The sequence below is a fragment of the Flavobacterium sp. J27 genome, from assembly GCF_004303025.1.
In the GTDB taxonomy this organism is placed as follows: Bacteria; Bacteroidota; Bacteroidia; order Flavobacteriales; family Flavobacteriaceae; genus Flavobacterium.
The window spans coordinates 164,228-177,494 of sequence record NZ_PJQW01000006.1; the positions used below are offsets into that span (position 1 = coordinate 164,228).

Consider the following 13,267-nt stretch of genomic DNA (forward strand, 5'->3'; position numbering starts at 1 on the left):
TTTAAAAAGAAACATTCATTCCAAATAATAGTGTTCTGCTTTGCGGATAGGTACCGAAATCAATTCCTCTTTCCACATTTGCTCCTCCATAAGCATTTACTTCTGGATCGTATCCACTATAATTTGTAAGCGTAATTAAGTTTTCACCAGTTACATATAATTTAAAGTTTGATAGTTTTAACTTTTCAACAATTTTTTCATTGAAATTATAGCTGAAAGTCACGGCTTTAAATCTTAAATAGGAACCATCTTCAATGAATCGGGTAGAAATTCTTGAGTTATCTGTGTTTCCAAAGCTTGCTCTTGGAATATCGGTTATATCTCCCGGTTGTTTCCATCTATGCAATACCTCAATGCTTTGGTTTTTCGGATCAATCATTCCTTCAGTTTCAATGCGTGTTGCATTTAACATGTCGTTTCCATAGGTTCCTTCTAATAATATTTGCAGACCAAAACCTTTATATGAGAAGCGGTTATTAATTGCATAAATAAAGTCTGGATTAGCATTACCGATAACCACTCGATCGTCATCAGAAGGTGTAAAAGTAGAATTTCCGTTTTTATCGATATAGTAAGCATTACCAGTAGCAGGATCTACACCTCCAAAAATATAACCATATAAAGTACCTAATGGTAATCCTTCTCTTAAAAGGACAGCATTTCCTCTACCAGCAATAGAGCCTAATAAAATATCTTCTCCGATTAAATTAATAACTTCATTTCTATTAAATGAAATGTTTAACCCGCTAGACCATTTAAAATCTGAATCTACATTAATTGTGTTAATTCCTAATTCGAAACCTTTATTCTCAACTTCACCAATGTTTTGTAAAGCACGATCAAAACCTGAAGAAGTAGGTAAAGGAGCATTATATAGTAAATCTTTGGTTCTTTTTACATAAGCATCTGCGGTAAGTTTAATTCTTCCCTTTAAAGTTTCAAAATCAACTCCTATGTTAGTTTGCGTTGTTTCCTCCCATTTTAAAGATAAATTTTCTAGAGTTGCTGGATAGGTTCCAGGTTGGATAGCACCACCAATGGGATAGTTGGACCCGTTTCCAATTCTTCCATAATAAGCATAATTTCCAATTTGGTCATTACCTACGATACCCCAACCCAATCTTAGTTTTAAATTATTAACTACTTTACTATCTTCTAAGAAGCTTTCATTAGAAATTTTCCATCCAGCCGAAAAGGAAGGAAAATAACCCCATCGGTTATTCGGACCAAACACACTAGAAGCATCGGCTCTAAAATTTGCAGTTAGTAAATATTTGTCAGCATAGGCATAGTTTATTCGACTGATGAATGATACATTCGATTTTTCTGCTTTTGTTGCCGTTGCACTTATAATTTCTGAACCTCCATTTGGAGTCGTAATACTGGCGCTAGCAAAATTTCTAACTTCTAAGTTAGAGTTGTCATATTTGTTTTTTTGGATAACAGAACCTACTAAACCTTCAATACTATGCTTTCCTAGTGCTTTTTTATAACTTAACGTATTGTCAAATATGTAAAAGAAATTTTCATTTGTAGTTCTAATAGCGCGTCCTTTTATAGCTCTCCCATAACCAGTTCTGAAAGGATCTAGAAAAGAATTAAAAACGCCATTACCATTATCGATACCAATATTACTTTTATAAGTAAAGTCTTTTAAAATTTTAGCTTGTACGTATAAATTTCCTAATATTCTGGTGTTTTCATATTTTCTATCCAATCCATCCGTACTAGCTAATGGGTTTTCCCAATTTTGAAAAGGATTGCTAGTAAAACTTCCATCTGGATTGTATTCACCAATAACTGACGGAGTTGTTAATGCTCCCAAAAGAACACCACCAACATTTACATTATTATTATCGTTAATATCAACATCCGAATATTTGGTATAAGCTAATCGTGTTCCCATAGTTAACCAATTATTAATTTCTTGATCTAGATTAACTTTAAAATTGTATCGTGTCATTTCAGCACTTCTTACAGCTCCTTCTTGGTCAATAAAACCACCAGATACATAATAGTTAGTACCATTGCTTTTACCAGATACAGCTAATTGATAGCTTTGAGAATAACCATTTTGAAACACTTTATCTTGCCAATCTGTGTTATGGTTATACTGAGACCAATTGGTATTATATCCTAATTCGGTCATTAAATCGCGATATTGTTCACCATTTAACACTTTTAATGTTTTCCAAACTTGAGAAATACCTGCATAAGTGTCAAAAGTGAAGATTGGTTTGGCACTAGTTCCTTTTTTAGTTGTAATTAAAACAACACCATTAGCTCCTTGTGCACCATATATAGCTGCTGATGATGCATCTTTTAGAACAGTAATACTTTCAATATCACTTGGGTTTAAAGAACGAGTATCAGACGTTGGTACACCATCGATAACATATAAAGGTTCACTACCAGATGAAATTGAAGAAGTACCTCTTACTCTAATGCTTAATCCTTGCGAAGGTTTTCCACCACTACTGAGTACTTGAACACCAGTAACTTGTCCTTGTATTAAGTTGCCTATTTGTCCAACTGATCTTGATTGTAATTTTTCACTATCTATAGTGGCTACAGCACCTGTTAGATCTCCTTTCTTTTGAGTACCATAACCTACAACTATAACTTCTTTAAGGTCTTCTACATTTTCAGATAGCACCACATTTATTTCCGTTTGATTGCCCACTAGAACTTCTTGGTCTTTCATGCCAATGTAAGATACTAATAAAATAGTACTAGGATTGTCATTTATCTGTAATTCAAATAAACCATCAAAATCGGTATTTGTACCAATGGAGGTGTTTTTTACTACAATCGATGCGCCTGGCACAGGAATTCCGTTATTATCGGTTACTTTACCTTTAATTTTCTTTTCTTGAGCAAAAGAAGTTAATACTGATAATAGGAAGAATAGAAGTAGTAATTTTCCCTTTTTTTTGCAGTTTGAAATCATACAATTATATAATATGGGTTAATAATTTTTTAATTTTGTTTTTAAAACTTGACAAACTCTAACGATGTAGTTCTTTGTTAAATTATTGTTAATCCAAATGTATATAATTGTTCTTTACTCTTTTTTCAAGGGTAGTAAAAAAGTAGATTTTTACTTTTTATTTTCTTATTTAAAATATTGATTTTAAACACATTATTTTATTTTTTGTTTTTTTAAAAAGTAGTAGTTAGTGGATAAAAAAGTAAAAATAGAGGCTTTATTTAGATGTTTTTTACTGATAAAAATGAATTTTTATTCTATTTTTTTTATTAAATTTTCAAATTCAGAACGATTAATTGCGCTATTCTTAATTTTAACCCTATAATTATAAATTGTGTTTACTGAATATCTTAATATTTTTGATATTTTCGCGCTATTTGTGATGCCTAATCGAATTAATGCATAAATTCTCAGTTCGGTGTTTAAAAGTTCTTCACTGTTTTTTACAGTTATCTTTTCATCGTCTTTTAAAAGTTCATTAAACTGTTGAATAAAATTAGGATAAATATGAAGAAAGGACTCATCAAAATTTTTGTAAAAAATCTTTAGCTCATTATCAATGACCTGTTTTGATTTGGTTAAATCCAAAAGTTCATTGGTTTTATTTGTAATAATGTACTTGGTTACTAATTTTCTATAAATGTCTAATTTGTCAATATATTCTGAATATAAGTTTAAGAATGTAGCAATATAATGCTCTTTGATATCATTAGATTCAGCTAATAACAGAGTTATTTTACTTAAATCATTATTGCTGAAGTTTAATTCTTTATTTAAGTTGTTTAATTTATCATTTACTTCCTTAAGATTATTTTTCGCATGAGATAGTTTTTTATTTTGTTTAAAAATATAAACTAGTACAAATAATAAAACAAGTCCGAGAGTACTAATTAGAATAATAAAGTTTTTAAGAGTGTTTTTTTGATCATTTATTCTATTTTCATAAGCGATAGTGATAGCAGGCAAAATATTCGATATATTAACAAAACGTAAGTGAGAATTGTAAAATTTAGCGTCATCCATAGAAAAAGTAATAAATTTATGTGCTCTTTCTATATCATTTTCAGAATATAAAATCATGGCTAATTCGGTTAAGGAAGCGTTGTCTTTTACATTAGAACGAATATCAGAAATAGCAGATAAGCTTAAATATTTCTTTTGATTATTAGTATCTGTATTAAGTTGGTATAATAAAGACCTTTCAAAAGTAACTAAAGAAAATTCCCTTGTTCCCATTTTGCATTCATTTAAGCGCTTTGTGTTTATTTCTAAAGCTTTTTCAATTTCCCGATTGTCTCGGTATTTTTTTTCTAATAAAGAAAGTACTTCAAAGGAAGATTTTTTCAATCTTTTGGAAAGTGAATCCTCATATTTTGAATATAAGATATTATAATCTGTTTTTCGGTTTTTAACCATAGTGTAAAAGCTTAAGCCAGAATAAGCTTCTTTATGAATAAAATAGTATTCCCGAAGTAATTTGTCGTTTAGTTTTTTGGATTCTATACCTTTTAAAATATCTAATGATTCTTTGTACCTTCCAGAATCAACTAAGAGTCTTCCTAATTTAAGTTTTGATTCTAAAATTTTAACATGATCATTTAATTTTAAAGCTATGTTGAGGTTTTTTTCAGTGAAGTTTAATGCTTTATCAAAGCTATAATATTGGTATTCATCAATAATTTTAGAAATTATAAAATATTGATTATTTAAATTTGCTTTTTCGTCTTCCAAAAGGGAAATTAAATTTTTGATTTTATTTTCTTTAGAAGAAACATATTTTTTACTAAGAATAATTTCTTTTTCTAAAATAGAAATTAAGGAATCTGCTTTAACTGTAGCACTTTGAATATTGTTAATAAAAAGAATACATGACAGTATTATAAAATATTTCTGAGACATAATTTTTCTTAATTTGTTTTTAAACCAAAACAATTCCTGTCGCAAAATAAGAAAAAGGTTGCATTAATTTCTAAAATACATTTTTTAGAATTGCAATTGTACTATTTTACAAGTGAATTTAAAAAAGGAAGTACCTAATAATATAAGTACTTCCTTTTTATTTTTTTTATTTAGGAGGTTATTTTTTAATTATTTTTATAGTAGTTATTTCTTTTTCGGAGTATATTTTTACAACATACAGTCCAGATGATAAGTTGCTGAAATGAATTGTGTTTGATTCAATAGTGCTTTTTATTTTCTGACCTAAAAGAGTATACACTTCTAGTTTTTTAATTGAAGTATGATCTGTTGATTGAATTGTTAAACTATCTTGTACTGGATTGTTAAATTTCCATTTTTCATTATTATAGTTTATGAGACCTAATGAAAAAGTAGTAGAATCAATTGTATTTGTACTTTGAGCTAAATTAATATATGGATTATTACCAAGTATTTCTTCACCATCTAAAGGAGCATATAATTCCAAACTTGATTTAAGCATTTGATTATTATGTAATGCTGTAATTTCTTCTAAATTCATACCTGAGCGATAAAAAAACCAATTTCGGTATTGTATCAAATTAGGTGCGTTTACTGGGTTTAAAGTAAATGTTTCTACTTCAAGATTTTCGTTATAACTACCTACTAAATTTGAATCTATATATAAGTTTGTTTCTCCGCGAGCATAAAAATGAGATAATGAAATTTTATGCCATTGATTATCGTTAATAATGGTATTACTAGTAATGGTATTACCAGATGGAGAATTATAGACTAAGTGTCCGTTTGAGTCAATACTTAGTGTTCCAGTTGTTGCTGTTTGTGTAGTAAAAGAAAAAAGAGTTCCAGTGGCATTTGTTTTTATGTCGATTACATTTGTAAATGGGTGAATTATATGTTCAGGAGTAAATTCTAATGATCCTGAGGAAAATGCATTATTTACTTCTAAATATGTACTTGTGATGAGTTGAGGTAATGGTTTTTGTAATTCTAAAGCATCAAATAAGGAAGGTACTATGGCATAGAAAAATTCGGTATGACCAGCATCATTAGGATGTAATGCGTCGTCTTGATAACCTGTTGCCCATTGTCCTGAACCATTATCTATAGCACCTAATAAGTTGACACTTGCAACATTCCATTGGTGGATTAATAAATTCATTTGTTTGATATAATTATAATCTGTTGCATTATAATCAGCTCGGGTATAATTGTTCATTATTACAGGTGTTTTTCCTTCTTGTTCGGCTTTTGTAATAAGTAATTGCATATTAGTGCTAAATTGATCAAAACTAGATTGTCCATTTTCATGAATGCCTTCATTACCAAGCGATAATCCATAGATGACAAATTGGCTACAATCGGCAATTAAATCTTTTTCCCAACGATTTAAAACTGCAATTGTATTATTTCCGTTGATAGCTAAATTAGAAGTTGTCCATTCAGAACCTATTCCTGCTGAAAACCGATCGATTAATAATTGTCCATATTTGTAAGCATAACCTTGGTTTGAAGTAGCACCTTGACCATTTGAAACCGAAGAACCCATGATTGAAATTTTATGATTATCTATAGCAATACATTCTATATTATAAGTATAGTTTTGTAAGTTTAAAGTAATTTGGAAAACCCCATAATTTAAGTCAATATCTTCAAACGGAATGTTAAATGCATTACCTTGTGATTCCATAATGACTGTGTTGTTATTATTAGAAACTTTTTTCATTACATAATTCCATGAATTATTTCCTTTAAAAACAAATCTAGGATTTGTGTCTGTGTTAACAACATTCATTTGTATAGTTCCAGACCATATACCATTATTTTGATATGTTAGAGGTTCGTCACCATTCCAGCTATTTGTAATAGTACTCCCTACGACACTCCAGTTTATAGGTAGAATGGTATAGGTATTGGTATTTAAATCTACTGTTATTAAGACAGGACCAGTTTCAATAGGGTCTATCCCAGGACCATTTATAGCGAGTGTTCCAGCACCCGATTCGTTTCCATAAACAGTAGCATTTGTGTCTAAAGAAGTATAAAAGTTAAAAGTACCGGATGGATTTAAAGAGGTATATAATTCAAAAATATTGGTAACATTGTTTTGAGAATTGGTTACCATTCTCATAGGAATTGCGGTTGCAGGGTTGTCACCGTTTTCTGTTGTTGAGCCAGAAAAATAAAGTTTGGTAGTTTGGTTAGAAATAGTTATCGTTTTGGAATCTGAGATTGATGGGTTCTGAACACTTGTAGCAGTAACAATTATGCTTCCATTTTGAATAGGTGTTACTAATCCAGTGTTGCTAATACTAGCTATGCTTGAATTATCTATTGACCAATTTACATCTGGAAAAGTAGCATTAGCAGGGCTAACAATAGCATTCATTTGTGATGCTTGCCCACTAATGGTTATGTCGTTTCCTGTTACTTGTACAGTGGTTACTTCAACAGTTGGAACATTATATTCTTCGATTTTAATCGCATTTATGTATGCAAAGCCACCTTGTGCAATTGACAGATTGATAGTTATGTTCCCTAAATTATTTGGATATAATAATGGAGTGGTTAAAATAGTTGTAAGATTACCAGTACTACCATCACTTGTTTGAATTTGATTGCTATAGGTTGAAGAACCTGTAAAGGTATAATTAGAAATGCGTACAGAGCTTGTTGGTCTGGAAGCAAAAACTGAAAATTGATAGGCTTTAGAAGGGTTTAAGTTTCCTAATTTTAAAGCTCCAGTAGCATTTGCTGAACCGCCAGTTTCTAAATAAAAATAATCTTGCGTAGCGGTAGAAATAGCTAGTTCCTCTAAGTTTGAAGAAGTATTTGTTGGACCATAATTAATATTGGTATTAACAACAAAACTATCAGTTACTTCTAAAGTATAATTTGAAGCAGTATTGTTAGAATTAATAAGTGTGCTTATGCTACTTAAAGAACCATTTGTACAGTTATTCCAATAATTTGAATTAGTGTCAGGACTTGAGGTTATACTTCCATTTGTTCCAGTTGAGGGACCAAAATCAACTAAAAAGAATTGATCTAACGATTGAGCTTTACATTGAAATGTATAACTGAAAATAATTAGGATTAATAGTAGTGTTTTTTTCATATTACTTCATTTTAAATTAATAAAAAGAGAAACTCATAATTGCATAAAGTAGATGCAACTATATCGTTTGCGAAGTAATATAAAAAAAAGCTTAATTTTTTGAAGAGTAGTAAATAAGTAGAAAATTACAATACTTTTATGTAGTTAATACTTTGTATTTCAAGTGTTAATTAAAAAAAAGAACTTTTAAAAAAGTAGTAAAATAAATATTGTTTTTTTGTGATTTATTTATTTTTTGTATATTTTTTTTATGTTTTTTAAAATATTTTATTTCCAATTAATAACATAACCAGGTACCTTATCTATTTTATAGGTTATCTCGCAGCTTTTAGTATCCTTAAGTTGGTTTCCTCTTCCAACAATAATTGGTAAGGTTAAACCGCTTTCATTTAATTCAATTTTCACATCTTGAAAAACTATAATTCGAGTAATTAATGTTAAGCAATCAAAATTGTGTATTAGCTTGGAATTTAAATAAATTTCTTTTTTTGCTAAAACTTGTGTTTTTTCTTCCTTTAAGTTTAAAGGATATTTTTCGTTTGATTGATTATTAATTTCTATTAATCTGTCTAACACTAAATTGAAATCCATTTCATCTGTTTCCGAAATTCTATTTTTAAATTTTCTATAATTCAATAAACAAATATCTAATGCGAGTAATTCTGGAATCAAAATAGTGTTTTTGGGAACTTGGTTTAATAAATTGATGGTTATCGGAATTTGTTGCTCCTTGATAAGTCCGCATTGTAATGTTTCGCTCAAAACAATGTCGATTGTTTCTGGGTTTTTCAATTGAATTGTGGTTGCATCTTTATTTTCATATGAAATAATATGTTTCTCAAAACCGAGTTTTTGAATAACCTCTTTCATATTCTTAAAGCTTTGTTCGTTTATCTCTATTACAGTCGCTTGAACCTGATCTGGTGAGAAACTTGCAAAAATAGGTAAGAGTAAAGTAGCATATGGCCCAGTTCCAGCATACAATATATGAATACCCTTCTTTTGTTTTTGGAGTAGCATTTCTACTGCTTTAAAAACGCCACTTATAAAAAGCTTGGTGCGTAAAAGATCATCTATACACATAGCGGCCCAAGTGGTACCTAATGCTTTTCCATTATTAAAATGAATACTTTCTTTATTTGCTTCGCTGTCTAAGTCTAATGTAGTAAGTTCTGTTACAATTTTTTTATATGAAGCAATAGTATTGGATAATTCTAAAAAATCATTTTGATCTTTTTTAAAAACGCTTCCAATTTGCTGTAGCGATTCAATGTAGTGGTGCATTAAATTTTAATGTTAATAGGTAAGCGATAAAAATAACTATAATTATTAAAATTTAAATAAAAAAACACAATTCCCTGAAGCTTTTTGCCTATTTGCTTGATTTAAAAGGAGTAGAATTCCAAATTAAAAGGGAATTGTGTTATGAATTGAAATTATAGAAGCAAAAATATAAAAAAAAATACTTTTTAAATACGTGTTTTTACCTGTTTTAAGAAATAATTAAGAATTTTAGTTTTTATAATTAAAATAGTTTTGATTTTCTTTTATATACTGAATTAATAAAGCAATTATATCTTCTTCAAGTTCTTCATTAAAAAAGAGTTCGTCTAAATCTTCCCAAGCAGAAAAAACTTTTTCATCCAATTTGGTTAGTGTATTTTGTCTTTTAATATGCGTGTCGTGATAATTATTAATACCAAAAAGACCAATAGCTTTTGCTATTAAGTTTGCTGTTTTGGTTGCACCAACTTTTTTGTAAGCTTCTACAACTTCTCTAGCAAAATCACCCGATTCACTTTTGAAAAAATATGAAAAACCACCTTCATTCATAACTCCTTCAAAAATATCGATGAGTACAAAGTTTTTTTCTCCTTCGGTAAGTGTATCATTTTCTTCTTTTTTATCCCATATGATTGTTCCAATGGTTTCAATGATTTCTATATCATCTTTTAATTGAAGAATTTCTTGTAAGTTTTTCATTTTTTAAGGTTTGATTTTCCAAATTTTGTCTGACACTTCTAAATATTCAGATAAAGCTGCAGAACCATACCAATTGTATAATTCGACAGCTAATATATTTTCTTTAATTGCTTTGTCGCGTTGCAATAAAGCGTTTGCTTCTTCAAACGAAGTGACATTCAAAATGAATATTCCTCTAATATTATTGTCATTTTTATTCATAGGACCAGCCACAATTAACTTATTTTCTTTTACCATTTTATGGATGTTTTCCATATGACTTTTAAAACAAGAAGCGATAAACTCTTTGTCTGAAGAGGTATTAGTACCTGTTTTTAAAACTACAAATACATAGGATTTCATACCATAATCATCAGCATTTAATTTTTTAGCTAATGTAGCATCATAATTGGGGTTTGTCTCTTGTGCATTTGTAAAAAAGCTCATAAAAAGTAATCCAAACAATAGGTATTTTTGTAGCATAATTAAATTTTTTCTTGTAACACTTTTATTTCATCTCTTAGTTTAGCTGCTTGCATAAAATCAAGTTCTTTGGCCGCTTTTTCCATCGCTTTTCGTTTTTCTCGAATTTTTTTTTCAATTTCTGGTTTTGATAAATATTCGCTTTCTGGTTCTGCAGCTTTATATTCTAAATTTTCATAATAATGCGTAGAAACTGAATTACCACTAAGAGCATTCCCTAAGCTTTTATTTAATGCTTTTGGAACCAAATTATTATCTGCGTTATATTTCATTTGTTTTTCCCTTCTGTAATTGGTTTCGTCTATCGTTTTTTGCATACTTTGAGTTATTTTATCAGCATACATAATAGCTTTACCATTTACATTACGAGCGGCACGACCTACAGTTTGTGTTAAAGATCGGTGACTTCTTAAAAAGCCTTCTTTATCTGCATCTAAAATGGCAACTAAAGAAACTTCAGGCAAATCTAAACCCTCTCTTAATAAATTTACTCCAATTAAAACATCAAACAACCCTTTGCGTAAATCTTGCATTATTTCAACGCGTTCTAAAGTATCTACATCAGAATGAATATAACGGCATCGAATAGCCACTTTAGTTAAATATTTGGTTAATTCTTCTGCCATTCTTTTAGTTAAAGTAGTAACCAAAACGCGTTCATCTGCTTCACAACGCACTTGTATTTCTTCTATTAAATCATCAATTTGATTGGCACTAGGGCGAATTTCAATTATTGGATCCAATAAACCAGTAGGGCGAATAATTTGTTCCACATAAATTCCTTCTGATTTTTCTAATTCGTAATCAGCAGGCGTTGCAGAAACATAAACCACTTGATTTTGAAGCGCTTCAAATTCTTCAAATTTGAGTGGGCGATTATCCATGGCGGCTGGTAATCTAAAACCATATTCTACTAAGTTTTCTTTTCTACTTCTATCACCTCCATACATAGCATGAACTTGAGAAACTGTAACATGACTTTCATCAACTACCATTAAGAAATCGTCTGGGAAATAATCTAAAAGACAGAAAGGTCTTGTACCGGCTTCTCGGCCATCTAAGTATCTAGAATAATTTTCAATTCCAGAGCAATATCCTAATTCGCGTATCATTTCCAAATCAAAATTGGTGCGTTCTTCTAATCTTTTGGCTTCTAAATGTTTACCAATCTCTTTAAAATAGTCTACTTGTTTTACCAAATCTTGCTGAATTTCCCAAATGGCTTTTTGTAACACATCGGGTGAAGTGACAAACATATTAGCAGGATAAATATTCAGTTTTTCATATTTCTCAATAACTTGAGCCGAACGAGAGTCGAAGCATTCAATTTCTTCGATTTCGTCTCCAAAAAAATGAATCCGAAAAGGGTCGTCAGCATAGCTTGGAAACACTTCAACAGTATCTCCTTTAATGCGAAAGGTTCCAGGAGTAAATTCTGCTTCGGTTCGAGCGTATAAACTTTGTACTAAACGATGTAAGAATTTGGTACGAGAAATAACCTGATCCCGTTCAATACTTACTACATTTTTTTGAAATTCTATAGGATTACCAATACCATACAAACAGGAAACAGATGAAATAACAATAATATCTCTTCGCCCAGAAAGTAGGGCAGAAGTAGTACTTAATCTCAATTTTTCCAATTCGTCATTGATAGATAGATCTTTTTCTATATAAGTACCTGTAACAGGAATAAACGCTTCAGGTTGATAATAGTCATAATACGAAACAAAATACTGAACCGAATTATTGGGAAAAAATTGTTTGAATTCTGAATATAATTGAGCTGCTAATGTTTTATTGTGCGCTAAAACTAAGGTAGGTTTTTGCACTTCTTGTACTACATTAGCAACTGTAAATGTTTTTCCTGAACCAGTTACTCCTAATAAAGTTTGGTATTTTTCACCATTTAGAATTCCTTTCGCTAATTTTTCAATGGCTTGAGGTTGATCTCCAGTGGGTTTATAATCTGATACTACTTGAAACTTCATGTATTTTACTTTTTACATTAGCTTAGCTAAGACTTTTTTATTCGTATTACTAAACTAACAAAGATAAGGAATTGTTGGCTTTTATTTTATTTTAACAGAATTCAATTTTGAAATCCTTATTTTTGATTTTAAGCTGTAAACAGAAGATTATGAAAGGATTTTTTTTAGTAGTATTTAGTTTTATTTGCATACCTTTTTTCTATTTAAATTTTTCTGAAAAGAAGGATATTCAAAAAGGAAATTCAAAAACAATAATACGTACTCAAAAAGTGAAAGAAAAAGTACTATTTGATAAACAAAGCAATCAAGAAATTGATAGGGCAGAAATTGTGTCTTTTGCCAAAAGTTTTTTAGATGTTCCTTATGTGTATTCTTCACAAGATCCTAAAAAAGGGTTTGATTGTTCTGGTTTTGTAAATTATATTTTTAAAAATTTTGCTATTCAAGTACCCAGAGTTTCCAGTGGATTTAAAAATTTCGGTAAACCTATTCCTGTAGATTCTGTTGCATTAGGAGATATTTTGGTTTTTACAGGGTATCGTGATAGCACTTCTATAGGTCATGTAGGTATTGTTTGTGAAGCCGATGGATTGCAGTCAAAATTTATTCATGCCTCATCTGGGAAAGCAATGAAAGTAACCATTAGCGATTTACATTCTGCTCATTACTCTAAACGATTTTATCAAGCCATAGATGTGATTAATCCTTAATTTTAGAATTTCTTTTTTAGCGTAATGAAAAGCTGTTTTTTCGTTGCATAATACAGACTATTTTTTTATTATTGTT

The 13,267-nt window shown here is 29.7% G+C and carries 8 protein-coding genes; 1 reads left to right on the forward strand and 7 read right to left on the reverse strand.

Features of this window, described 5'->3' with window-relative positions:
* Nucleotide 1: 1 nt before the first annotated feature.
* From CX675_RS10140 to uvrB, 7 genes are all read right to left on the reverse strand, one after another.
* Nucleotides 2-2,950: a TonB-dependent receptor gene (locus CX675_RS10140; protein WP_130735122.1), complete on the reverse strand. Its 2,949-nt coding sequence runs from the start codon at nt 2,948-2,950 to the stop codon at nt 2-4.
* 291 nt (nt 2,951-3,241) lie between these two features.
* Entirely contained in the window at nt 3,242-4,888 is a 1,647-nt protein-coding gene (locus CX675_RS10145) for a DUF6377 domain-containing protein (protein WP_130735123.1), read from the reverse strand.
* 178 nt (nt 4,889-5,066) lie between these two features.
* Entirely contained in the window at nt 5,067-8,045 is a 2,979-nt protein-coding gene (locus CX675_RS10150; RefSeq protein WP_130735124.1) for a GDSL-type esterase/lipase family protein, read from the reverse strand.
* Between the two features lie 267 nt (nt 8,046-8,312).
* Entirely contained in the window at nt 8,313-9,329 is a 1,017-nt protein-coding gene (locus tag CX675_RS10155) for a hypothetical protein (protein ID WP_130735125.1), read from the reverse strand.
* Between the two features lie 228 nt (nt 9,330-9,557).
* The gene (locus CX675_RS10160) at nt 9,558-10,028 is read right to left on the reverse strand and encodes a DUF4375 domain-containing protein (protein WP_130735126.1); all 471 of its coding nucleotides are present in this window, start codon (nt 10,026-10,028) and stop codon (nt 9,558-9,560) included.
* A gap of 3 nt (nt 10,029-10,031) precedes the next feature.
* The gene (locus CX675_RS10165) at nt 10,032-10,490 is read right to left on the reverse strand and encodes a YciI family protein (protein ID WP_130735127.1); all 459 of its coding nucleotides are present in this window, start codon (nt 10,488-10,490) and stop codon (nt 10,032-10,034) included.
* A gap of 2 nt (nt 10,491-10,492) precedes the next feature.
* Complete coding sequence (gene uvrB / locus CX675_RS10170; RefSeq protein ID WP_130735128.1) at nt 10,493-12,481, reverse strand: excinuclease ABC subunit UvrB; 1,989 nt, start codon at nt 12,479-12,481, stop codon at nt 10,493-10,495.
* A gap of 149 nt (nt 12,482-12,630) precedes the next feature.
* On the opposite strand from uvrB, the gene CX675_RS10175 reads away from it, so the two are divergent.
* Entirely contained in the window at nt 12,631-13,191 is a 561-nt protein-coding gene (locus CX675_RS10175; protein WP_130735129.1) for a C40 family peptidase, read from the forward strand.
* The last annotated feature ends 76 nt before the right edge of the window (nt 13,192-13,267 follow it).

Bases quoted from the DNA above. Each gene is read 5' to 3' on its own strand.
- CX675_RS10140 (WP_130735122.1), bottom strand. From the start codon at position 2,950: ATGATTTCAAACTGCAAAAAAAAGGGAAAATTACTACTTCTATTCTTC.
- CX675_RS10155 (WP_130735125.1), bottom strand. From the start codon at position 9,329: ATGCACCACTACATTGAATCGCTACAGCAAATTGGAAGCGTTTTTAAA.
- CX675_RS10145 (WP_130735123.1), bottom strand. From the start codon at position 4,888: ATGTCTCAGAAATATTTTATAATACTGTCATGTATTCTTTTTATTAAC.
- CX675_RS10150 (WP_130735124.1), bottom strand. From the start codon at position 8,045: ATGAAAAAAACACTACTATTAATCCTAATTATTTTCAGTTATACATTT.
- CX675_RS10175 (WP_130735129.1), top strand. From the start codon at position 12,631: ATGAAAGGATTTTTTTTAGTAGTATTTAGTTTTATTTGCATACCTTTT.
- uvrB (WP_130735128.1), bottom strand. From the start codon at position 12,481: ATGAAGTTTCAAGTAGTATCAGATTATAAACCCACTGGAGATCAACCT.
- CX675_RS10160 (WP_130735126.1), bottom strand. From the start codon at position 10,028: ATGAAAAACTTACAAGAAATTCTTCAATTAAAAGATGATATAGAAATC.
- CX675_RS10165 (WP_130735127.1), bottom strand. From the start codon at position 10,490: ATGCTACAAAAATACCTATTGTTTGGATTACTTTTTATGAGCTTTTTT.